This is a genomic window from Actinobacillus equuli (assembly GCF_900636745.1).
In the GTDB taxonomy this organism is placed as follows: Bacteria; Pseudomonadota; Gammaproteobacteria; order Enterobacterales; family Pasteurellaceae; genus Actinobacillus; species Actinobacillus equuli.
Genome location: NZ_LR134310.1, coordinates 1,612,339 through 1,635,399 on the forward strand (window position 1 = coordinate 1,612,339; position 23,061 = coordinate 1,635,399).

The 23,061-nt window shown below is 41.0% G+C and carries 22 protein-coding genes; 8 read left to right on the plus strand and 14 right to left on the minus strand.

All coding sequences use genetic code 11. The annotated features are described in order from the left end of the window. Positions 1 to 12: 12 nt before the first annotated feature. From lolE to prfA, 9 genes are all read right to left on the minus strand, one after another. Positions 13 to 1,263: a lipoprotein-releasing ABC transporter permease subunit LolE gene (gene lolE, locus EL121_RS07630; protein WP_039198903.1), complete on the minus strand. Its 1,251-nt coding sequence runs from the start codon at positions 1,261 to 1,263 to the stop codon at positions 13 to 15. Further along, the gene (gene lolD / locus EL121_RS07635) at positions 1,263 to 1,943 is read right to left on the minus strand and encodes a lipoprotein-releasing ABC transporter ATP-binding protein LolD (RefSeq protein WP_009874752.1); all 681 of its coding nucleotides are present in this window, start codon (positions 1,941 to 1,943) and stop codon (positions 1,263 to 1,265) included. Before lolD ends, lolE begins: the two co-directional genes overlap by 1 nt. A 111-nt stretch (positions 1,944 to 2,054) precedes the next feature. Beyond that, on the minus strand, positions 2,055 to 3,227 hold the full coding sequence (locus tag EL121_RS07640; RefSeq protein ID WP_039198905.1) for a lipoprotein-releasing ABC transporter permease subunit: 1,173 nt from the start codon (positions 3,225 to 3,227) through the stop codon (positions 2,055 to 2,057). 129 nt (positions 3,228 to 3,356) lie between these two features. Then, positions 3,357 to 4,307 (minus strand): 2-hydroxyacid dehydrogenase, encoded by a 951-nt coding sequence (locus EL121_RS07645; protein WP_039198907.1) that lies wholly within the window; start codon positions 4,305 to 4,307, stop codon positions 3,357 to 3,359. Between the two features lie 56 nt (positions 4,308 to 4,363). Continuing rightward, the gene (gene kdsA / locus EL121_RS07650; RefSeq protein ID WP_039198910.1) at positions 4,364 to 5,218 is read right to left on the minus strand and encodes a 3-deoxy-8-phosphooctulonate synthase; all 855 of its coding nucleotides are present in this window, start codon (positions 5,216 to 5,218) and stop codon (positions 4,364 to 4,366) included. An 85-nt stretch (positions 5,219 to 5,303) separates the two neighbouring features. Beyond that, complete coding sequence (locus EL121_RS07655) at positions 5,304 to 6,170, minus strand: SirB1 family protein (RefSeq protein ID WP_039198912.1); 867 nt, start codon at positions 6,168 to 6,170, stop codon at positions 5,304 to 5,306. Next, positions 6,170 to 7,042, minus strand: coding sequence for a peptide chain release factor N(5)-glutamine methyltransferase (prmC, locus tag EL121_RS07660; protein ID WP_039198914.1), 873 nt, complete (start codon positions 7,040 to 7,042; stop codon positions 6,170 to 6,172). Before prmC ends, EL121_RS07655 begins: the two co-directional genes overlap by 1 nt. A gap of 60 nt (positions 7,043 to 7,102) precedes the next feature. Continuing rightward, positions 7,103 to 7,633, minus strand: a complete 531-nt coding sequence (locus EL121_RS07665; RefSeq protein ID WP_039198915.1) for a hypothetical protein — start codon at positions 7,631 to 7,633, stop codon at positions 7,103 to 7,105. Between the two features lie 62 nt (positions 7,634 to 7,695). Then, positions 7,696 to 8,778, minus strand: coding sequence for a peptide chain release factor 1 (gene prfA / locus EL121_RS07670; RefSeq protein WP_015674540.1), 1,083 nt, complete (start codon positions 8,776 to 8,778; stop codon positions 7,696 to 7,698). Between the two features lie 160 nt (positions 8,779 to 8,938). Here prfA and dnaA point away from each other — a divergent pair, with 160 nt between their 5' ends. From dnaA to recF, 3 genes are read left to right on the plus strand one after another with little or no spacing between them, the layout of a single operon-like run. Beyond that, a complete protein-coding gene (gene dnaA, locus EL121_RS07675) occupies positions 8,939 to 10,294 on the plus strand; it encodes a chromosomal replication initiator protein DnaA (protein ID WP_197050950.1) in 1,356 nt (451 codons plus the stop codon). A gap of 16 nt (positions 10,295 to 10,310) precedes the next feature. Further along, on the plus strand, positions 10,311 to 11,414 hold the full coding sequence (gene dnaN, locus EL121_RS07680; RefSeq protein WP_005595575.1) for a DNA polymerase III subunit beta: 1,104 nt from the start codon (positions 10,311 to 10,313) through the stop codon (positions 11,412 to 11,414). A 59-nt stretch (positions 11,415 to 11,473) separates the two neighbouring features. After that, the gene (recF, locus tag EL121_RS07685) at positions 11,474 to 12,556 is read left to right on the plus strand and encodes a DNA replication/repair protein RecF (protein WP_039195880.1); all 1,083 of its coding nucleotides are present in this window, start codon (positions 11,474 to 11,476) and stop codon (positions 12,554 to 12,556) included. A 57-nt stretch (positions 12,557 to 12,613) separates the two neighbouring features. Here the strand turns inward: recF and EL121_RS07690 are convergent, their stop codons facing one another. Next, on the minus strand, positions 12,614 to 13,180 hold the full coding sequence (locus EL121_RS07690; RefSeq protein ID WP_039195882.1) for a superoxide dismutase family protein: 567 nt from the start codon (positions 13,178 to 13,180) through the stop codon (positions 12,614 to 12,616). Between the two features lie 187 nt (positions 13,181 to 13,367). On the opposite strand from EL121_RS07690, the gene asd reads away from it, so the two are divergent. After that, positions 13,368 to 14,480 carry an aspartate-semialdehyde dehydrogenase gene (gene asd, locus EL121_RS07695; RefSeq protein ID WP_014990837.1) on the plus strand — a complete coding sequence of 371 codons (1,113 nt, stop codon included), beginning with the start codon at positions 13,368 to 13,370 and terminating at the stop codon, positions 14,478 to 14,480. A gap of 126 nt (positions 14,481 to 14,606) precedes the next feature. On the opposite strand, the gene EL121_RS07700 is transcribed toward asd, so the two are convergent. Next, positions 14,607 to 15,737, minus strand: coding sequence for a porin (locus EL121_RS07700; RefSeq protein WP_039195884.1), 1,131 nt, complete (start codon positions 15,735 to 15,737; stop codon positions 14,607 to 14,609). A 143-nt stretch (positions 15,738 to 15,880) separates the two neighbouring features. On the opposite strand from EL121_RS07700, the gene lpxB reads away from it, so the two are divergent. Together lpxB and sohB are read left to right on the plus strand one after the other, a co-directional pair. Continuing rightward, positions 15,881 to 17,062: a lipid-A-disaccharide synthase gene (gene lpxB, locus EL121_RS07705; RefSeq protein ID WP_081978343.1), complete on the plus strand. Its 1,182-nt coding sequence runs from the start codon at positions 15,881 to 15,883 to the stop codon at positions 17,060 to 17,062. Positions 17,063 to 17,091: 29 nt separating this feature from the next. Further along, positions 17,092 to 18,144 carry a protease SohB gene (sohB, locus tag EL121_RS07710; protein ID WP_039195885.1) on the plus strand — a complete coding sequence of 351 codons (1,053 nt, stop codon included), beginning with the start codon at positions 17,092 to 17,094 and terminating at the stop codon, positions 18,142 to 18,144. A 121-nt stretch (positions 18,145 to 18,265) separates the two neighbouring features. Here the strand turns inward: sohB and EL121_RS07715 are convergent, their stop codons facing one another. The 3 genes from EL121_RS07715 to hslR form a co-directional block, all read right to left on the minus strand. Continuing rightward, positions 18,266 to 19,792, minus strand: a complete 1,527-nt coding sequence (locus EL121_RS07715) for an alpha/beta hydrolase family protein (RefSeq protein WP_231554679.1) — start codon at positions 19,790 to 19,792, stop codon at positions 18,266 to 18,268. A gap of 228 nt (positions 19,793 to 20,020) precedes the next feature. Then, positions 20,021 to 20,911 (minus strand): Hsp33 family molecular chaperone HslO, encoded by an 891-nt coding sequence (gene hslO / locus EL121_RS07720; RefSeq protein ID WP_039195887.1) that lies wholly within the window; start codon positions 20,909 to 20,911, stop codon positions 20,021 to 20,023. 129 nt (positions 20,912 to 21,040) lie between these two features. Further along, entirely contained in the window at positions 21,041 to 21,448 is a 408-nt protein-coding gene (gene hslR, locus EL121_RS07725) for a ribosome-associated heat shock protein Hsp15 (RefSeq protein ID WP_039195888.1), read from the minus strand. Positions 21,449 to 21,626: 178 nt separating this feature from the next. Here hslR and nudE point away from each other — a divergent pair, with 178 nt between their 5' ends. Next, a complete protein-coding gene (gene nudE / locus EL121_RS07730; protein WP_039195890.1) occupies positions 21,627 to 22,181 on the plus strand; it encodes an ADP compounds hydrolase NudE in 555 nt (184 codons plus the stop codon). A 12-nt stretch (positions 22,182 to 22,193) separates the two neighbouring features. Continuing rightward, entirely contained in the window at positions 22,194 to 23,006 is an 813-nt protein-coding gene (cysQ, locus tag EL121_RS07735) for a 3'(2'),5'-bisphosphate nucleotidase CysQ (protein ID WP_039195892.1), read from the plus strand. Positions 23,007 to 23,061 lie beyond the last annotated feature (55 nt).

A 23,061-nucleotide genomic window follows, 5' to 3' on the forward strand; every position in this document is an offset into this window, starting at 1 on the left:
TTCATATCAAAGTTAATGACCGCTTAAGACTTTTGCCGGTTCTAATTTTGCCGCTCGGGTTGCCGGATAGAGGCTGGCGAACAGACTTAATACAATGGTTGCGATTAACACATAAGCGACATCTTGCCAGTGTAGTTCACTTGGTAGGAAATCTACGAAGTAAACACCGTCAGATAACAGTTTGATCCCGAAAAATCCTTCAATCGCTTTAATCATTGCAGTTAAATTCAGCGACAGTATCACGCCGAGTATAATCCCAGCCAACGCCCCTTTCATGCCGGACAGCAAACCGTACCACAGAAAAATACGTTTGATAAACCCATTATTCGCACCGAGCGTACGCATAATCGCAATATCGCCTTGCTTATCTTTTACCGCCATAATCAGCGTAGAAATAATATTAAAACACGCAACACCGATCACTAACACCATTGCAATATACATCACGGTGCGTACCAGCTGAATATCGTTATACATATAACCGAATTTTTCAATCCAAGTGTTGAGATACAGCGGTTGATTAAAGTTAACGAGTTCCGGCATTTGCAGTTCTTGTACTTTGAACGGTTCTTTTAATGCCAACTCAATGCCCGAATATTCATTCGGTTGATATTCCAATAACTCTTGGGCTTTTTCAATCGGCAATAACGCATAGCTATGGTCGAGTTGCCCCTCCAGTTTCAGTACGCCGGTTACCGGTAGGCTGAAACGTAACGGTTGAGCCAATTTGCCGTCCTCGGTCGGTTGTGGCAATAATAGCGTGACTTCATCACCTGCGGTCACTTCCAAATCTTTAGCAATACCGGCACCAAGAATCAAACCGCCTTGTTGATGGAACGCTTGCCATTGCTCACTCGGAATATAATGGCTAAGCGAACTGACTTTATCTTGCTTAACCGGATCAACGCCTCGAACTTGGGCGATTTTCAGTTGCGTACCGTTTTCAATCAAGCCGGTAAAGCTGACGAAAGGCGAAGAAGCGGTCACATTTGGATTACTATTTGCAAGATTTTCCAGTTTTTTGCCCGCTTGTATCGGGGCATTTTCATTACCATGGTAGGAATACAGTTCAGCGTGCGGAACAACGGAAAGCACCCGCTGATTTAGTTCCCGCTCGAAACCGTTCATCGCACTTAAGCCGATAATCAATACAGCGACACCAAGCGCAATGCCGACACTGGAAAACAGCGAGATTAAGGAGACCAACCGATTTTTTTGTTTGCCTCGTTGATAACGCCAGCTAATAAAAAAGGGGGTATTCATTAATCTGCCTCGCTTAATACACCATCTCGCATCACAAAGCGGCGAGCTAATTTATTTGCTAGATTTAAGTCGTGAGTGACCAACAAAAAGGCGATATTTTGTTCAGCATTTAGTTGTTTGATCAGATCAAAAATACTTTCTGTAGTTTTTTGGTCGAGGTTACCGGTCGGTTCATCGGCTAACACGAGCGCCGGATTATTGACTAACGCACGGGCAATCGCCACACGTTGGCGTTCGCCACCGGAAAGTGCTGAAGGACGATGGGTAATTCGGTGCGATAATCCGACCGCTTGTAGCATTTTTTCGGCACGATCGCGTGCTTCGCTTTTATTTTGATTACCGATTAGCATTGGCATCATCACGTTTTCAAGCGCAGTAAAATCCGCCATTAAGTGATGGAATTGGTAAACGAAACCGAGATTTTGGTTACGCAGTTGCGCCAGTTTATTCGCACTTAATTTTTGCAGCGATTGTTGTTTGATCCAAACTTCACCCGAACTCGGTTGATCCAAACCGCCAAGCGTGTGCAATAGGGTGCTTTTGCCTGAACCGGATGAGCCGACAATTGCCACTAATTCACCGCTATTCATCGAAAATGAAACGTCTTTGAGGACTTGCACCTTTTGGTTGCCCTCATCATAAAATTTGCTGATATTTTCACAGCGTAATAATTCGGTCATACTGTTTTTATCTTTATTTAAGTGGAAATATTTAGAACCACAGAACACACTGAATACTCAGAAATCATTGCATTTTATTTTCCGTGTTATCTGTGTATTCCGTGGTTGAAATTATTCATATCTCAATGCCTGAGCCGGTTCGATTTTTGCCGCTCGGTATGCAGGATAAAGGGTACAAACCAATGACAACACAATCGAAGTCACGATAATCGTTGTCACCTGCATTGGTGAAATTAGTGTCGGTAGATGAATATTCGGATTGAGTAACGCCACAATCTCATCTAAATTGAGTGTGATAACTGTACCGATAATACCGCCTAAAATCGAACCGATTACTCCGACAATCGCACCTTGGAAAATAAAAATTTGTGTTACTTGTCGTTTAGTTAAACCTTGGGTTTGTAAGATGGCGATTTCACCTTGTTTGTCCACCACCATCAGACTGAGTGAAGTCACGATATTGGAAATAGCAACGATAATGATCAGGCTGATCAATAAACCCATCATATTTTTTTCCATACGAACCGCTTGGAAAAATTCGCCTTTTTGTTCTCGCCAGTCACTAATTTGGTAGTTATTTGCAGCGAAATGTTGGCTAAGTTCGGTAACTTGGAACGGATCTTGCAAATATAGACGCATACCTTGCACTTGGTCTTCGGTTATCCGCAGTAAACGCCCAACATCAGCAAGATTGGCGAAAAGAGTATATTCGCTTGCTTCATTGTTGCTATGATAAATACCAACCACGTTAAATAAACGCTGAACCGGTACACGTCCCATCGGCGTATATTGACTGTTTTCGGTAATCATCAAGCGGATCTTTTCACCCGTACCAATATTTAACTTGTTAGCAAGACGTGAGCCGATCAACACGTTAAATTCACCTTGTGGCAAGAGTGCTTTGACATTCTCGCCGAATAGCATCGGATCATCACTTTCATTTTCAACACCGAGTAACTGACCGGCGTTGATTCCTTGCTGGCTTTGGATAATTACATTCGCTTTATTAATCGCTACGCTTTTACTTGCAAATGCCGGTAAATTAAGCGGTTGATTTTTATCGAAATGTCCTTCTTGTGGTAACACAATAGCGTGCGGCAGTGTTGAAAGTAAATTACGCTTTTGCATATTCTCCAAGCCATTCATTACCGACAGCACGATCACTAATGCCATTACGCCAAGCACGATCCCGAAACTTGCCAAATTGGTGACTAAGCGCCCGAAGCGATCGGCACTTTTAGAACGCCAATAGCGAAAGGCAATAAAAAGAGTTGTTAAATTCATAGTTTATATTGTTAGCTATTTATACCTAATACTCAAAAAGCAAGCGGTCAAATTTACCGAATTTTTTGCAAATTTTCGCTAATTTTAAACCGCTTGCGTCTTTTGGAAATGAGGCTATTTCGTAGAATATTATTTTCCGTTGAGTACAAATTCTTCCATATTCTGCGTCACTTTATTTACTAAAGTAGTGACTGCCGAATCGCTTGCCCACGCAACGTGCGGGGTAATTAATAAATTCGGTAAGCGTTTTGCCGCCTGCATTAACGGATTGTCTTTTTCCGGCGGCTCTTTGACTAATACGTCCAACGCTGCTCCGGCAATCTTGCCGTTCTCTAAAACTGCTAATAATGCCGCTTCATCTACTAATGGACCTCTGCCGGTATTAATTAAATAAGCGGTCGGTTTCATTAATGCCAAGGTTTCGGCGTTAATCAGGTTTTGAGTTGAATCGGTGAGCGGACAATGCAATGAAATAACATCCGCTTGCTTGAATACTTCTTCAAAAGCAGTATAACCGTCACGAATTTCGGCTGCGCCTTTATGTTCTGCAAAAATTACCTTCATTCCGACCGCTTGTGCTAAGCGGGCCACTTCCGAACCGGTGTCGCCTTTGCCGAAAATACCTAAGGTTGAGCCGCGAATATCGGTTACTGGATAATCGACATAACAGAATTGCCCGCATGTTGCCCAACGATCCGAAGTAATTTGATCACGGTGATAACCGATTAAGCTGTGTTTCAGAGCAAAAATCATGCCTAAAACGTGTTCCGGCACCGTTGTGGTGGAATAGCCGGTTACGTTTTTTACTGCAATACCCAGCTCTTTCGCCGCGACTAAATCAACATTATTGGTACCTGTGGCGGTAATCGCAATTAATTTCAGTTTCGGTAATTGAGCCAGTAATTCTCTGCCGAGTAATACTTTGCTAGTGACAATAATATCCGCATCTTTAGCACGCTCAAAGGTTTGTGAAGAATCGGTACTGTCGTATTCCGTCCAAGTATGAGGAAAGGAAGGGCGAGGAATTTCGTGGGTGGGTACACCGGTTTTATCCAGAAAAACGATATTAAGCACAGTCATGGAAGGCTCCTTAAATTTTTACCACGAGAAGTAATGACTCCCCGTGGTAATAGGCATTAGTTTGACGTATCAATTTCTTCGAATGATTTAACTAAATCATCAATCGCTTTCATTTGGCTAACGAATGCTTCTAATTTTGATAACGGTAAGGCTGACGGACCGTCACATTTCGCACTGTTCGGATCCGGATGCGCTTCAAGGAATAAACCGGCTAAACCGATCGCCATACCGCTACGCGCCAATTCGGTTACTTGATCACGGCGACCACCTGATGCTGCACCGAATGGATCACGGCATTGTAGTGAGTGAGTTACGTCAAAAATTACCGGACAGCCTTTCGATACTTTTTTCATAATGTTAAAGCCGAGCATATCCACGACTAAATTATCGTAGCCGAAGTTAGTACCACGGTCGCAAAGAATCACGTTTTCATTACCACATTCCGCAATTTTTTCCACGATATTACCCATTTGACCCGGGCTTAAAAATTGTGGTTTTTTCACGTTAATCACCGCACCGGTACGTGCCATTGCTTCGACTAAATCCGTTTGGCGAGCCAAGAACGCCGGTAACTGGATAATATCCACGACTTCCGCTACCGGTTTGCATTGATAAATTTCGTGCACGTCAGTAATGATATTTACACCGAAGGTATCTTTTAATTCTTGGAAGATTTTTAAACCTTCTTCCATACCTGGGCCACGATAAGAGTGAATTGACGAGCGGTTCGCTTTATCGAAAGAAGCTTTAAATACATAAGGCACACCAAGTTTATTGGTGACTTCTACATATTTTTCACAGACACGCATTGCCATATCACGGCTTTCTAATACGTTCATACCGCCGAATAAAGTAAACGGCTTGTCATTCGCCACTTCGATATTGCCGACTTTTACGATTTTGTTGTTCATGTTCTATTTCCTTAATCCAAAAGGATTTTAAGTAAGTTAAAGGATTTTTATGTTGATGTTCTTGCTACAAAAAAGTGATCTGGGATTAATGTAATCTACTTTCTTTACTTTTTTGCTCTAAACCTTTCATTTCGAGTTTGAGCATCACGGCGGAAGGATCTTCCGGACATTGATCGATAAAATAACTGAGATCTTCATATGCCGCTTGGTAGCAATCCATACTTGCCAGCACCATCCCTCGATCACGAATTTCATACGGATCTTCCGGACTGAACGCAAGGCGGTATTCAATTACGCGTAAGGTTTCTTCGTATTTTTTTTCACGCGTCAGCGCCATTTTAAAGACGGTTTCTACTCGTTCAAGTAATTCGTTCGGCTGAGCTTTACGCAGTAAATCCGGCGATAATTCAACGCCATAACCGACTTCGCCTTCAAGCCATTTAATCAAGAGTTCCATTGGTAAGAAACTGCCGTCCCAAGGGTTAATAAAACGTACTGTGGTTTTACCTTTTTCATCTTTCATTTCGGCGCGTAAGATTAATTGGGTTGGGAAGTTTACCGGATAAAGCGGTAAATCAAGCGCTGCCGCTAAATATAACACAATCGCGCCAACAGAAACCGGCATACCTTGATGACGACGAATCACTCGGTTAAGCAATAAATTATCGGTATGGAAATAACCCTCATAATCGCAGTTAAATTTCCATTCTTGATAGACGAGATCAAGTAATTGTTGAATACGTTCGGCATCTGATGTGGCATTTACTTGATAACGGGCTTTTTTTACTAGCGCCGACATTAAGCCCAATACTTGCGGCTCACTCAAAGAATCATCAATCAGTAACGTTAGACGAACCATTTCTCGGTATAAATATTTTTGTAGTTCACTACGACTAATTTCTACTTTTGGATCTTCCAGTTCTTTGAGTAATTCTTGAATAATATCGTCCATTATTTTGCCTTTCTTACTGCTTTTGTCAGACGGTCATTACCGCTGTAATCTTGGAATGAGGCTATTTCATCCCATTGATATTGTTGAAAAATTTGTTGAACCGCTTGAGCCTGTTGCCAACCGTGTTCCAGCATTAATGCCCCGTTATTGGCTAAATAAAGCGGTGCATTTTGAATAATTTTTTGCAAATCGCTCAAACCGTTTTCTTCGGCAACCAGTGCGGAGAGTGGTTCAAAGCGTACATCGCCGTATTTCAGATTTTCATCTTGTTTATCAATATAAGGCGGATTGCTAACAATAAGATCAAATTGCTGATTTTCAAGAGCAGAAAACCAATCGCTTTGTAAAAAGCTCACGTTATTAAAGCCTAAATTTTGGCGATTAGTTTCGGCAAGCGCAACCGCTTCCGCTTTAAAGTCCACACCGAGAATTTGCGCTTTATCGTCCAGTTCTGAAGCAAGCGCTAAGGCGATTGCACCGGTACCGGTACCTAAATCTAAAATTTGCAAAGTTTTTTGGATTTCTAACCGCTTGTAAGCCCATTCTAATGCGACTTCAACCAAGCGTTCCGTATCCGGTCGAGGGATTAACGTATGCGGCGAAACTTTTAATGGCAATGACCAAAATTCTTTTTCACCTAAAATATACGCCATTGGCTCACCTTGTAAGCGACGAGTAAGCAGCGCTTCCAGTTGGGACATTTCCGTTTGGTTTAGTTCGGTTTCACCAAAAGCGAAAATTGCAGATTTTGAGCGTTTTGTGACCGCTTGTAACAGTATGTTTACGTCCGTTTTAGGATGAAGATGGGGATCTTGAACTAAATTTGCTTGTAACGCATTTACTGCATAAGCGAGCCATTCGGTATAAGTCATTAGAACCTTTTATCAGATTATTATAGGGCAGATAGCCTTCTGCCCCTGTCAATGATGAGTTTAGTTTGTCGGGCGGACACAGTGACCGGTACGCGCTGTATTTCCGACTTTTTGCTGAATAGTAAATGAATTCTGAGCGAAGTTACTTACTGCTAAATTAATTGGGTTGCTCTTTTTCGTCATCTGTTTGCTCAGTGCATTGTAGTATTGTTTTTCAGAGCTATTTAACTCTTTATCCATTTTCAATGCTTGCTGAATTTCATCCGTATGTGCACGGGTTACGCTACCTTGAGTAAATTTATACGTTAGGGTGTGGTTAGCGTAGTTCCAAGTACCGTTACGGTTAATATCATAGCTGAAAATCGGATTATCATTCGGTAACACCATTTTGCCTAAATAGGTTGCTTTACCGTCTTGGCTAAGTTTCACTTTATTACTTGTAGCAATGCTACCACCGTCCATACGACATTCCCATTCACCGATAAAACTTTGAATTGTCGCTTCACGGCTCGCTGATGGCGCATTACTGGTTGTGTAAGTGGTACAGGCGCTTAAGAGTGCAACCGCAGTTGCTAAGAAAATTTTATTCATAATTGCTTTCCAGAAAGTAAGAGTAAAAGAATGAAGGTGGTTAGCCCCACCTTCGATCTAAATTAAGCGTTATCAGAAAGCGCAGCTAACTGATCCGCTTGGTATTCGGTAATAATCGGCTGAATTAATTCGTCAATTTTACCGTTCATCACTTCATCTAAACGGTAAACGGTTAGATTGATACGGTGATCGGTTACACGACCTTGTGGGTAGTTGTAAGTACGAATCTTATCCGAACGGTCACCCGAGCCAAGTAAGTTACGGCGAGTATCCGCTTGTTCTGCCGCTTGGCGCTCTTGTTCAACCTGAACGATACGAGAAGCTAATACTGCAAGCGCTTTCGCTTTGTTTTTGTGTTGTGAACGTTCGTCTTGGCACTCTACTACAATGCCGGTCGGAATGTGTGTGATACGTACTGCAGAATCGGTGGTATTAACGTGCTGACCGCCGGCACCTGATGAGCGATAAGTGTCGATACGTAAATCTGCTGGGTTGATTTCCGGCATTTCAGATTCCGGCAATTCCGGCATTACTGCAACCGTACACGCAGAGGTGTGGATACGACCTTGTGATTCGGTTTTCGGTACACGTTGTACGCGGTGACCGCCCGATTCGAATTTAAGTTGACCGTATACACCTTCACCGCTGATTTTAACGATGATTTCTTTATATCCGCCTTGTTCGCTTTCGTTGGCAGACATTTCTTCGATTCTCCAGCGTTTGCTTTCACAATAACGGCTGTACATACGGTATAAATCGCCAGCGAAAATACCCGCTTCGTCACCACCTGTACCGGCGCGAATCTCTAAGAATGCGTTGTATTCGTCATTCGGATCTTTCGGCAGTAATAGAATTTGTAAATGTTGTTCCAAATTTTCGATTTCGGCTTTATTTTCCGCAATTTCTTCCGCCGCCATATCTTTCATATCCGGATCATCAAGCAGAATTTGTGCTTCTTCGATATCGTTGTTTAATTTTTTCCAACGATTGAAAGTAGTCACCACTTCTTCAAGTTGTGAATATTCTTTTGAATAAGCACGGAATTTGTCTTGATCGTTAATCACGGATGGATCGCCTAATAAGGCTTGTAATTCCTCATGGCGTTCACTTAGGCTTTCTAATTTGTTGATAATAGATTCTTTCATTGCTTTTATTTAGTAAATGATGGACAGAAATAGAGGAAATTATAGCGGAATTTTGGACAAATTGCTTGTATAAAAATCTAGAGTGATTTTTTCTTGAAAATTTACAAGATTTCCACAGGATTTTAAGGTATTATTGACAGTTCATTTTAACTTTAATTCCTTGGAGCAAATCGTGTCTTCCCTTTGGTCTGATTGTCTTAATCACTTACAAACGAAAGTATCGCCGACTGATTACAGCACTTGGCTACGCCCTTTGCAGGCAAGTTTTGCAAACGGGGAGCTCACTCTTTATGCTCAAAATCAATTTGTTGAAAATTGGGTAAAAGATAAATTTTTGGCGGAGATTGTCGATCTCGCCCGCTTTTTATCTAAAAATGACAATTTAGCAGTTTCAATTCGTGTTGGTATTAAGCCGGCGGAACACAAACCGACTTCGGCCAGTACGGCAAGCAACGATTCAAAAGAAGAAGTACCAGAAACCAATAAGAATTTCAGAACAGGTTTAAACGAATCACTCACTTTTGAAAATTTTGTACAAGGTAAATCAAACCAGTTAGCCAAAGCGGTTGCTCAGCAGGTGGCGGACAATCCGGGTGAAAGCCACTGTAATCCGTTTTCACTTTATGGCGGTACCGGTTTGGGTAAAACGCATTTATTGCATGCGGTAGGTAATGAAATCCTAAAACGTAACCCGCAAGCGAGAGTGGTCTATATTCACTCCGAGCGTTTTGTGCAAGATATGGTCAAAGCATTGAAGGGTAATACGATTGAGAATTTTAAGAAATTCTATCGTTCGCTTGACGTGTTGATGATTGACGATATTCAATTCTTTGCTAATAAAGAAGCCTCACAAGAAGAGTTTTTCCACACGTTTAATTCATTATTCGAACGTAATAAACAGATTATTTTAGCTTCGGATAACTTCCCTAAAAATATTGAGAATATCGAAGAACGCATTAAATCTCGACTAAGTTGGGGCGTAAGCACCGCAATTGAACCTCCTGAATTAGAAACCCGAGTAGCGATTCTGATGAAAAAAGCGGAAGAACGTGGGGTAGAGTTGCCGGAAGAAGTGGCATTTTTCATCGGGCAAAAATTGCGTACCAATGTACGAGAATTAGAAGGTGCGTTAAACCGTGTGATTGCGTGGCGTAACTTTACTAAGCGTCAAATAACGATTGATGCGGTGCGTGAAGCGTTAAAAGATCTGATCGCTTCTTACGATCACTTAATTACGATTGAAAATATTCAAAAAACGGTTGCCGAATATTACAACATTAAAATGTCTGACTTAAAGTCAAAAAGTCGTACCCGTTCGGTCGCTCGTCCTCGTCAAATGGCGATGGCATTGGCAAAAGAATTAACCAATCACAGCTTACCGGAAATTGGTCGAGAATTTGGCGGACGTGATCACACTACCGTGATGCACGCTTGTAAAACGATTAATGAATTACGTGATACCGATAGCGGTATTCAAGAAGATTATACCAACTTAACCAGAAAATTATCGTCATAGGCGATAAGGGATTATTATGCAATTTACGATTACCAGAGAACAGTTACTTAAGCCTTTACAACAGGTCTGTGGCGTATTAAGCAGCCGCCCGACTTTGCCTGTGATTAATAATATTCTGCTTGAAATTGAAGGCGACCGTTTATCGTTAACCGGCACGGACTTGGAAGTGGAATTAACCACGGTGGCAACCCTTGAACAAGCGGTCGATTTTGCTGGAAAATTTACCATTCCTGCGAAAAAATTCCTCGATATTTGCCGTAGTTTGCCGGAAGATAGCAGCATTTCGGTTCAATTCGAAGAAGATCGTGCTTTAGTTAGAGCGGCTCGCAGTAAATTCAATTTAGCCACATTACCGGCAAGCGATTATCCGAATTTAATGGATTGGAAGCCGGAAGTGGATTTTTCGATTGAACAATCTACCCTTGCTCGTTTGATTGATGCGACGCAATTCTCAATGGCGAACCAAGACGCGCGTTATTTTCTAAACGGTATGAAGTTCGAAACCGAAGGTAATTTATTGCGTACCGTAGCAACGGACGGACACCGTCTAGCGGTTTGTACCATGGCGTTAAATCAAGAGTTATTAACTCATTCGGTCATTGTGCCTCGTAAAGCGGTATTAGAATTATCGCGCCTTGTCGCCGTGAGTGATGAAACGGTACGTTTAGAAATCGGTACCAGCAATTTACGTGTGTCAATGAACGGTGTGGTGTTTACCTCTAAACTGATTGACGGGCGTTTCCCTGACTATCGCCGTGTATTACCACGTAATGCGGATCGCATTTTAGAAGCGGAAACCGAAGTGTTAAAACGTGCATTAATGCGTGCGGCAATTTTATCGAATGAAAAATTCCGTGGCGTGCGTTTAGCGTTAAGTGAAAACTTACTAAAAATTACCGCAAATAACCCGGAACAAGAAGAAGCGGAAGAGATCATTGACGTGGCATATCAAAGCCCGGAAATGGAAGTCGGCTTTAACGTGAGTTATTTGTTAGACGTGCTGAATACCTTAAAATGTGAGCGAGTGCGTTTCAATTTGGTGGATGCAAGTTCAAGCTGCTTAATTGAAGATTGTGATAATAGCACTGCCGAATATGTGATTATGCCAATGCGTCTTTAATCCTATTTGCGGAGTTACGATTATTTCTGTGTAGCTCCGTGTTTTCCGTGGTTATTTTTATGCCCTTATCCAGATTAATCATCAATAATTTCCGTAATCTCCAATCTATCGATCTTGAACTCAGTCCGAATTTTAATTTTATCGTAGGGCATAACGGCAGCGGTAAAACTAGTTTGTTGGAAGCGATTTTTTACTTAGGGCACGGTCGGTCATTTAAAAGTCATATCAGTAATCGAATCATTAGCTATCAAGCAGAAGATTTTGTGTTACACGGTCGTATTGATGAAGGGCAACATCAATGGTCGGTCGGGATCCAGAAAAAACGTTCGGGCGATACGTTGCTAAAAATTAACGGTGAGGATGGTAATAAAATTTCTGATTTGGCACATCTATTGCCGATGCAAGTAATTACGCCGGAAGGGCTGACGTTATTAAACGGCGGACCGACTTTCCGTCGAGCGTTTTTAGACTGGGGGCTATTCCACCAATATACCGAATTTTATAGCTGTTGGGCGAATTTAAAACGTTTACTCAAGCAACGTAATGCCGCATTACATCAAGTTCGCCGTTATGCCGAATTAAAGCCGTGGGATATTGAATTGGCGAAATTGGCGGAGATTGTCAGCCAAATGCGTGCGAACTATGCGGAAGCATTACGACCGGAAATTGAGAAAACCTGTCAGTTTTTCTTACCTGAATTGGAAATAGGAGTGAGTTTCCATCAAGGCTGGGAGAAAGGTGCTGGTTATGCTGAGATTCTTGCTCTGGGTTTTGAGCGAGATAAAGCGATGGGTTATACCATGATTGGCCCGCAAAAGGCGGATTTTCGTTTTCGGGCGAATGGTTTGCCGGTGGAAGATGTGCTTTCTCGTGGGCAATTGAAATTACTGATGTGTGCGTTGCGTTTGGCTCAAGGAGAATATTTGGTGGCGCAAAAAGAGCGTCAGTGTTTATTCCTGATTGATGACTTCGCTTCCGAGTTGGATCCGACTAAGCGAGAATTACTAGCGCATCGTTTACGAGAAAGCGGTTCGCAAGTATTTGTAACGGCAATTACTAAAGATCAGCTAAACCAAATGCAATGGCAAGAAAGCGAGCAAGATATGTTGTTCCAGATGCATCAAGGTATGCTAACTAAATAACAAAAGGGGATGTTTAACACATCCCCTTTTTCATACGTTTAAATTTATTTAATTATGTTATTTAATTACGCCACACGCCATACGAGGACCGCCACCGCCTAATGCAGCCGGGTGATCAGAGTGGTTATCACCACCTGCGTGGATCATTAATGAATGACCTTTGACTTCCTCAAGTTTTGTTAAACGAGGCGCAAGTACAGGGTTGTTAGCCGAACCGTCTTGCATTACGGATAATGCCGGTAAGTCGCCTAAGTGAGCGTTATCAGACCATGGGAAGCCGTGTTGTTTCGCACCTTTAGGATCCCAGTGACCGCCAGCGCCTAAACCTGCTACTAATTTGCCGTCTTTTTCTTTTGCTTCACAGCTTGGATTTTCGTGAATATGGAAACCGTGTAAGCCTTGTGCAAGACCAGTTAAGTTTGGTGTAAATACTAAACCGTATGCCGACTCGGTAATTTCAACTGTACCGACATCTTTATTTCCGTTAACCGGATCAAGTTGTTGAACTTGTACTACGAGTTTCTCTGCATTTGGATTATCAGTAGTATGGTGACCCGGATGTGCCGCAGCAAAAGCCGATGCGCTGAATAATGCTACAGAGAGTGCAAGTTTTGTGAATTTCATATAATTTCCTTTTAGTTTCTAGAGTTAAAGGGGAAATATTTTAGGTCGGTAAGCTCCATTTAACATATATTACCTGAATGACCTAAAATCGATTGCATTTTTACATAAAATCTTGTATTTATCACATCTATTTTTTCCAAAATAAATTCAAACACAACTTTGTACTTTTCAATTTAGGAGCAACACAATGCAAAATGTAGGTTTTATCGGTTGGCGTGGTATGGTCGGTTCAGTTTTAATGGATCGTATGGTTCAAGAAAACGACTTTGCAAACATTAACCCAATTTTTTTCACTACCTCACAAGCGGGTCAAAAAGCACCGGTTTTTGCGGGGAAAGATGCCGGTGATTTAAAGGACGCTTTCGATATTGAAGAACTTAAAAAGTTAGACATTATCGTGACTTGCCAAGGTGGCGACTACACTACCGAAGTGTATCCTAAATTACGTGCTGCAGGCTGGAACGGCTATTGGATTGATGCCGCATCAACCTTACGTATGGAAAAAGACGCAATTATCGTATTAGACCCTGTTAACCAGCATGTTATTACAGATGGTTTGAAAAATGGTGTAAAAACATTTGTTGGCGGTAACTGTACCGTAAGTTTAATGTTAATGGCGATCGGCGGTTTATTCGAAAAAGATTTAGTAGAATGGGTTTCTGTCGCAACTTACCAAGCAGCTTCTGGCGCAGGTGCAAAAAATATGCGTGAGTTACTCTCACAAATGGGTGAATTAGAAGATTCTGTAAAAGCAGAATTGGCAAACCCTGCATCATCAATTTTAGATATTGAGCGCAAAGTAACAGCAAAAATGCGTGAAGACAGCTTCCCAACCGATAACTTCGGCGCGCCGCTTGCTGGTAGCTTAATTCCTTGGATCGATAAATTATTAGAGAGCGGTCAAACTAAAGAAGAATGGAAAGGTTATGCGGAAACCAACAAAATTTTAGGTTTAAGCGATAACCCAATTCCGGTTGACGGTTTATGTGTGCGTATCGGTGCATTACGTTGCCATAGCCAAGCATTTACGATCAAACTTAAGAAAGACCTGCCGTTAGCGGAAATCGAGCAAATTATTGCGGCGCATAACGAATGGGTGAAAGTGATTCCAAACGACAAAGAAACTACTTTACGTGAATTAACACCGGCGAAAGTGACCGGTACATTAAGCGTTCCGGTTGGTCGTTTACGTAAATTAGCAATGGGGCCTGAATATCTTGCGGCATTTACCGTAGGTGACCAATTATTATGGGGGGCGGCAGAGCCGGTACGCCGTATCTTAGTTCAATTAACCAAATAATTCGGATTAATTAGAGACGGACAAGCGGTCGAATTTTGCAAAAAAATTGCAAATTCTGACCGCTTATTTATTGCAATAAAAAGCCCAAGCAATGTTTGGGCTTTGTTGTTTACGAATAATGTGAAATTACCAATAAGCACGGAAACCGACGACCGTCGTATAATCGCGTGATTTATTTACATCGCGTGCTATTTTAGCTTCCGGATGTTTGGTACGAGTTGCCTGCCATTCTACGAAAAGTTTAGTTTTTAACTGATCAACCACTTTTGGTAAATAGTATTCGGTACCTACCATAAATTGATGTTTTCTTTCTTTATTGTCTTGACCAATCGCTTGTTCAAGCTTATTGGTTTTATAAGCATACATACCGTATGCACGCCAGTCATCGGTTAAACGATGATAAATAAGGGTACGCACTTCTTTTTCGGTACGTTCATTGCCTTGTACCGATTGGTTTTCGGTTTTACGACGTTCTAAATCCACACCGAATGTGGTTTTATCGTAAGTGTATGCCGCACCGACCGAATACGCATTGCGATCATAAGCAGGCGCTGAACCGACACGCTCAAAACGTTCACGAGAGAAACCGGTCGCCACTTGTACGCTTTGAACATCATCAAATTTATAATTATAAATTGAACCGAAGCCCCATACATCTTTGCGATCTTGGCTTAAATCCATATTCGTATTTGAACGTTGGCTATGACCGCCATAGTACGCACCTACTTTTAAGCCTTCAATACCTTTGTAAACATATTGAACTGAACGACGTGCGCCGGAAACTAATAAACCGTCAGATAAACTTAAGGTATTTGGAATATCGGTTTGTTTTACTTCATCGGTAATTACCGTTTGGTTACCGTAAGTCACTTCACCGTATTGTTTATGGCCTAAACCTGCATAAAGTTGGTGAGCATAGATGTGGTCTAAATCGTGTTGAGAACTAGATACGCCACGTTCGTCCGCACCACGTAAACGCCATTCTACACGACCTAAAGCGTAGAAGCCGCTACCAATCTGTTGGGTTAAACGGAAGCCGAAACGTGAACCGTTATTTTGTACCGGTTTATTTACATGGTTACGGATTGCCGAACCGTTTTGGTGAGTGTCTTTGGTTGAACTACTTGTCCATTTTAAACGAGCAGAACCGATAAATTCCGCTTTAGTACCGGTTGAATCTAAGTTAAATAATTCAACCGCTGATACTGAGCTTGCCACAAAAGCAGAAGCTAAAAGGGCTAATGCTGTTTTTTTCATATTCACTCCAAATGAAATATAAATTGGAGGTTATATTTTACTCGTGGTAAAAAATTCAATCAATGTGATTTTATGAGTTTATATTGTGCTTGGTTATAATCAGCCTATAATAAAAGTGATGAATAATTAATGAGAGTGAAATTATGATGACAAAAGATGCGCCTCTTATTGCCCTTGTCGCTGGAGAAATTTCCGGTGATATTCTGGGTGCCGGGCTGATTAACGCCCTTAAATTGCATTATCCAAATGCCCGTTTTATTGGGGTTGCTGGCCCGCGAATGATACAAGCTGGCTGCGAAACTTTATTCGATATGGAAGAGCTGGCAGTGATGGGGTTAGCAGAAGTGGTAAAACATTTGCCCCGTTTGCTCAAACGCCGTAAGCAAGTGATTGAAACAATGTTAGCGGAAAAACCGGATATTTTTATCGGTATTGATGCGCCTGATTTTAATTTAACGGTTGAAGAAAAACTCAAAGCGAGTGGAATTAAGACTATTCATTATGTTAGCCCGTCGGTTTGGGCATGGCGTCAGAGCCGTGTACATAAAATTGCTCGCGCGACTAATTTAGTATTGGCATTTTTACCGTTTGAGAAAGCATTCTATGATCGTTTTAATGTACCTTGTCGCTTTATCGGTCATACGATGGCGGATGCGATTGCACTGAAACCGAACCGTTCCGAAGCTTGTGCGGCTTTAGAGTTAGATGAAACAAAACGTTATCTTGCAATTTTAGTGGGTAGCCGTGCAAGCGAAGTCGGCTTTTTAACAGAGCCGTTTTTAAAAACCGCACAGATTCTTAAACAGAGATATCCAGAATTAGAATTTTTAGTGCCGTTAGTTAATGACAAACGTATCGCCCAATTTGAACAGATTAAAGTGCAAGTTGCGCCGGATCTGGACGTGAAGATTCTTAAAGGTAATGCTCGCCAAGCGATGATTGCGGCAGAAGCTACCTTACTTGCTTCCGGTACTGCGGCGTTAGAAGGAATGCTATGCAAATCACCGATGGTAGTGGGCTATAAAATGAAAGCCAGCACTTACTGGCTGGCTAAACGTTTAGTGAAAACCAAATATATTTCCCTACCTAATTTATTAGCGGACGAAATGTTAGTACCTGAATTAATTCAAGACGAATGCAATCCGGAAAATTTAGCATGGTATTTGGGTAATTATTTGGCGAATGATGCAGACCATAAAAAACAGCGAAACGAATTAAAACAACGTTTTACTGAATTACATAAACTGATTCAATGTGATGCGGATACACAGGCGGCACAAGCGGTGGTCGATGTGTTGGAAGCGGAAACAAGCGGTCAAAATTAATTTTATTTTTACAAAAGGAACCTCACAGAATGTGGAAAGAAATTTTACTTAATTACGGTATTTTCTTATTGGAATTACTTACGATATTCGGCATTGTTGCGGTTGTTGTTATGTTGATTTTAGAAGCGAAAAAACAACCTGAGAACGGTGCAATTTCAATGACGAATTTAACCGAAAAATATAAAGAACAGCAAAAAGCTTTAGCGAGTTTTTTCCTCAGCGAAGAAGAGCAGAAACAGCTTGAAAAAGATGAGAAAAAAGCGGCAAAAGAAAAAGCGAAAGCGGAGAAAAAACGCCTTAAAGAAGGCGGAGAGAAAGCCGAAGCGGAAAAATCTCGCCTATTCGTTTTAAAATTTAACGGTGATGTACAAGCCAGTGCGGTTAATGCGTTAGCTAAAGAGATTAGTGCGGTGCTATCGCTGGCTAAGGCGGAAGATGAAGTGTTACTTAAATTGGAAAGTCCCGGCGGTGTAGTTCACGGCTATGGCTTAGCGGCTTCACAGTTACAGCGTTTACGTGATCACAATATTCCATTGACAGTCGCAGTAGATAAAGTAGCGGCGAGCGGTGGCTATATGATGGCGTGCGTGGCGAATAAAATTGTTTCGGCACCTTTTGCGATTATCGGTTCGGTTGGTGTGGTGGCACAAGTACCGAATATCCACCGATTACTGAAAAAACACGATATTGATGTAGATGTAATGACTGCCGGTGAATATAAACGCACAGTCACTTTAGTCGGTGAAAATACTGAGAAAGGCAAACAAAAATTCCAGCAAGAATTGGAAGAAACCCACGAATTATTCAAGCAATTTGTAGCGCAAAATCGTCCGCAATTAGAGATTGAAAAAATTGCTACCGGCGAACATTGGTTCGGTAAACAAGCGTTAGCGCTTAATTTAGTCGATGAAATTTCAACAAGTGATGATTTATTATTGAATGCGGTAAAAGAAAAAGAGGTGATTGAGCTAAGTTTCAAAGAGAAGAAAAATCTAACTCAGCGTTTAGGCGTACAAATGGAGCAATCGGTAGAAAACATTATTGCGAAGTTACTACATAAAAATCGTACCCCAATGCTGTAAGGTTTAGCTTAGTAACGAACGATAAGCGGTCGAATTTCTGTAATTTTTTACGTTTTGGTAAAAATCTAACGAAATTCGACCGCTTGTTTTATTGAACGAATTAAGTGCTACTTGTTCAAACCTACATTACGGCAGCGCCATACTGTGGAACTTCAATATTCGCAGTAAAACCAGCGAAATGAGTCGCGGCAGGATAGCTAAAGTTGCTATCATTTGCTGCTACATTGATCGCATTTAAGTTATCATCATTAGCGCTAAATTCACTTGATAGGCTAAATACTTCAGTTTCAAATGGTTGTTCGAATTCAGTCGCTAATAAGCTAGATTCAGCAAGCTCGCTATTGATCGCCATTGGTGCTGCTTCGTCAGCTGCTCGATATTCGGCCGTTAATGCAATAGGTTGTTCTGCATGAATGCTATATGTAGTGCTGTCACCATTCGCATTAAGATTAACAATCTGGACACCCTTTTCAGTTAGGGTTGGAATAATATTTGACGCAAGTACGTTGGAACCTAAATAAGCTTCTGTTGAATCATCATAGCCATCATTATCGGTATCGGCTTTATGAATGTTACTTCCAATACGTTTCTCCATCGTATCGGTCAGGCCATCATTATCGCTATCATTGTTATCATAGTGATGATCTATGCGATATCCTTGGGAGAAGGTATCTTTTAATTGGTTATCTTTTTCAAAGAAACTAGATAGCGCATGAAGACCTGATAATTTTCCTTGTTTGAAATCGAAGAAAGTTGTGCCGTCATAATGACCAAGGAACTTGTCTACAAATTCCCCCTTAATTACATAGGAATCCGTTTTATGTTTTGTGACGACATGAGATTTGTCACTATCATCAGTTACATTAGTTTTGGTAAATTCATTGGCTAAACTATATGCTTTCTTGAGCGTTTGGCTTGAGAGATCGTGGTGTTTTAAAACTGCAGGGTTAAATAAAGCACTGCGTTTAAACATACCCGCCCAATCAGCACGGCTTTGAATGGTGTGTGCAACGAAATACTCCGCAAGATAACCACCTAAAGAGTGACCGGTTGAATAAACATTTTTCGGTTTATACGCTTCAATATATTTCGCAGCTTGATCTAAATAAGCGGTTTGCATTGGGGTATCCCCAAATGTGAGACGCAAATCAGCTGTTAAATCCGGCAAATTTGTTGTGCCTCTAAATGCAATTACGACATTATTGTAACTACCATCAGAATTCTTACCATTACCGAAAATAGTATAGTCTAAACCGCTCCCCGGACTTTCCGTACGTAGAACTTCCCAGTGATTAACTACTTCTTTAATTTGTTGTGCATAATTTGAGTCAATCACTGTTGATTTAAGTTTAAAGTAAGCATCTAGCTTGTCTTTATTCTGATAAGATAATGCGGAGAATATGCGTAAGTCTCTATCCGATACATTCCACATATTTGGATTTTTATCATTTATATCAATAATGCCGTCTTTATCGCTGTCTGTTTTATAGGCATTTGTGACATTTTGAAATAATTTGGTTTGGTTTTTTGCAACATATTCTTTGAGAGCGTTCGCTTTACTGCTTATGGAGGCATCTTCGTGAGATACGGAAAACGGTTTAGTCAGATAGTTGGCTGTTGGTTTAGTGAATGAAGCATATTTAGGCAAGAAATGGTTTGTTTGTATATGCCTAGGGAAGAACGTACTGAAGTATGGTGTTGATATTGCGTTTTTTATCAAATTGATCATAGTGATCTCCTTAGTAATTATAGATTAGAGTGATTGCTCAAGAGATTCTATGTTAGCCAAATTTTAGCCGCAATAATGTTTACAAAAAAGCGGTTGAATTAGTAGAAAATTCTTTAAATTCAACCGCTTATCATTATAGCTTTTGATCTATAAGTTTAATTTTGTCAATTTATCCGCTTCTTCTTTAAATTCCATAATGGCATTTTTATCAAAGAAATATTGAGTACCGCAGCACTCGCATTGCATATCAATTACACCATTTTTCTCAGCAAGCATTTCATCAATTTCTTCCATTGGTAACAATAAAATCGCATTGCCTGAACGCTCACGAGAACAGCCGCAATGGAATTTGGTCTCTTGCGGTGGATAAACTTCTACCTGTTCTTCGTGATATAAACGGAACAACAACTCTTCCGCTTCTAAGCCGAATAATTCTTCGTCTTTAACCGTTTCGGCAAGCGTCATTAAATGCTCAAAGTCTTCCGGTGTACCGGTACCGTCCGGCATAATTTGTAATAATAAACCGCCGGCTACCGCTTTACCTTCATATTCACCGGTGCGAATCACTAAATGGGTTTGAAGCTGCTCTGAACGAATGAAATAATCTTCTAAACATTCACGAATGGTCGGTTTGTCTAATGCGATCACACCTTGGTAACGTTCGCCGTCATTCGGCATAATCGAAATGACTAACACACCGTTACCAATCATTTCGCTCAATGTTGCGTTATCGGCAATTTCAGCTTGCGTACGCGCTAATGCGCGCAATTGTTGCTGTTCGTTACCGTTTACCACCGCTAATTTGAGTGGGCCATCACCTTGAATTTGGACGGTAATCGTCCCTTCAAATTTCATAATTGCGGTGAGTAGGCTAGTTGCGACCAACATTTCACCTAATAAATTTTGTACCGCTTTTGGATATTGGTGGGTATTCAACGTTTCGGTAAAGGTATCGTTTAAACGAACCCATTCACCACGCACGGCACGGTTTTGGAATAAATAGCGATAAAGTTTGTCGTTGTCTTTTGTATAATTCATGGTTTTTCCTAGTGAAAGCGGTAGGATTTGCAAAAAAATTTGCAAATTTAACCGCTTGTTAAAATAAAAGAAGGCACACGTAAAACGTGCGCCATAAATTTAGCCTGAATATGGGGATTAATTTATAAATTACAATATTTGATCTTTAAATTTTAGCAAATCACGGCGCTCTTTTTTATTCGGTCGGCGATCAGGATGTGGCATCGAAAGCGCATTTGCTTTGCGGGCAAAGGCAATCACTTCACGTTGCTTAATACTTTTTTCGGTTTCTTGATAAAGTAATTGCGCTTCCGGCGCGCCTCGGCGTTGGTCACTGAGTGCTGTTACGATGACTTCTTTTTCATCATTACCTTGGCGCAGTTTAATCGTTGCTCCAATTTCTACCGTTTTACTGGTTTTCGCCCGTTGCCCGTTATAATGTACTTTACCGCCTTCGATCATCGCTTTGGCAATCGAACGTGTTTTATAAAAACGTGCCGCCCATAACCATTTATCGAGGCGAACTTCATTATCTTCTTTTGATGTCGGCTGTTTCATTTTATTTCTCTTTAGTGCGTTCTTTATAAGCACTCTCTATAGGCAATTTTGGAGATGATTTCCTGTAAACACACATTAAAATTCAGAAAGTATTATGATAACAAGGTCATAAAAAAGAACAAATAATTTTCGGTAAATGTGGTATCTTAGTGACATCATTTTGATGTGGGAGCAAAGCATGCAGACTCAACAACTTCCTAAAATTTTGAACGTTGAAACAATTGCGAAAACCCGAATTTTTGAGGTTCAGGCGGTTGATTTGCGTTTTTCAAATGGTGAAGAGCGCACTTTTGAGCGTCTCACGCCGCAACGCCGTTCTTCCGTAATGGTGATTCCGATTCAAAACCAAGAACTGATTTTTGTTAAAGAATATGCGGTTGCTTCCGAGCGCTATGAATTAGGATTTCCGAAAGGAATTGTTGATCAGGGCGAAGAACCCATCATAAGTGCAAATAGAGAATTACAAGAAGAGATCGGTTTCGGTGCAAAACGAATTGAATTTTTACGCTCGCTTTATACTGGCCCGAGTCATATGTTTGGGTTGATGCACGTATTTATTGCACAAGATCTCTATCCGTCCAAATTAGAAGGTGATGAGCCGGAACCGTTAGAAGTGGTAAGAGTGCCTTTGGCAAAAATAGATGAGCTACTTGCTGATCCAAATTTTGCGGAATCACGAAATCTAGCCGCCCTTTTTATGTTAAGAGAGTATCTGACAAGCGGTCAAAAATAGGGAAATTTTAGCATGAAGTCATTAAATTCAACGCTTTTACAATCAGTCAAACAAATTGCGCAGGAAGCCGGAGAACACCTGAAAGGTTTTTATCAGCGCTCGGTCGAAATCAAGATTAAAGCGGATCATACGCCGGTAACCGAAGCGGATCTGTTTATTAGCCAATTTATCACGGAAAAATTACGTCAGCTCACACCGAATGTGCCGATTTTATCGGAAGAAAATTGCAATATTCCATTGGAAGAGCGCCAGTCGTGGCAAGAATATTGGATTATTGATCCGTTAGACGGTACACAACAATTTATTGATCGTACTGATCAATTTTCTGTGGTGATCGGCTTGGTTCAACATAATCATCCGGTATTAGGCGTGATCCATGCGCCAATTCTAGCAAAAACGTATTTTGCCATGGCAGGAAACGGTGCATTTTTGCAAAAAAATGGTGAAATTCGACCGCTTGTTGGACATCAAGGTTTGCTTAATCACAACCGCTTAAAAATTGCGATGGGGGCATCGGCACAAAGTAAAGTGTTAAATTCGGTCAATCCATCTTATCAAACGGAAATTTTGCAGTATGGCTCAAGCAGCTTAAAAGCCGGTTTGATTGCCGAAGGAAAAGTAGATTGTTATGTACGGTTTGGCGATACCGGCGAATGGGATACCGCTGTAGCAGAAGTGTTATTGGCAGAGGTCGGCGGTAAAATTTTTGATTTGAATTTTGAGCCGTTAACTTATAATCAACGTCCGACTTTTGTAAACCCCCATTTTGTGATGGTGGCGGATAAACAGTTGAATTGGGAAAAAATCTTTCAATTTAATTCGTAATAGCTATTTGCAACATCAGTAAAAATGTTACATATTAGTTAAATGACTCACGAAT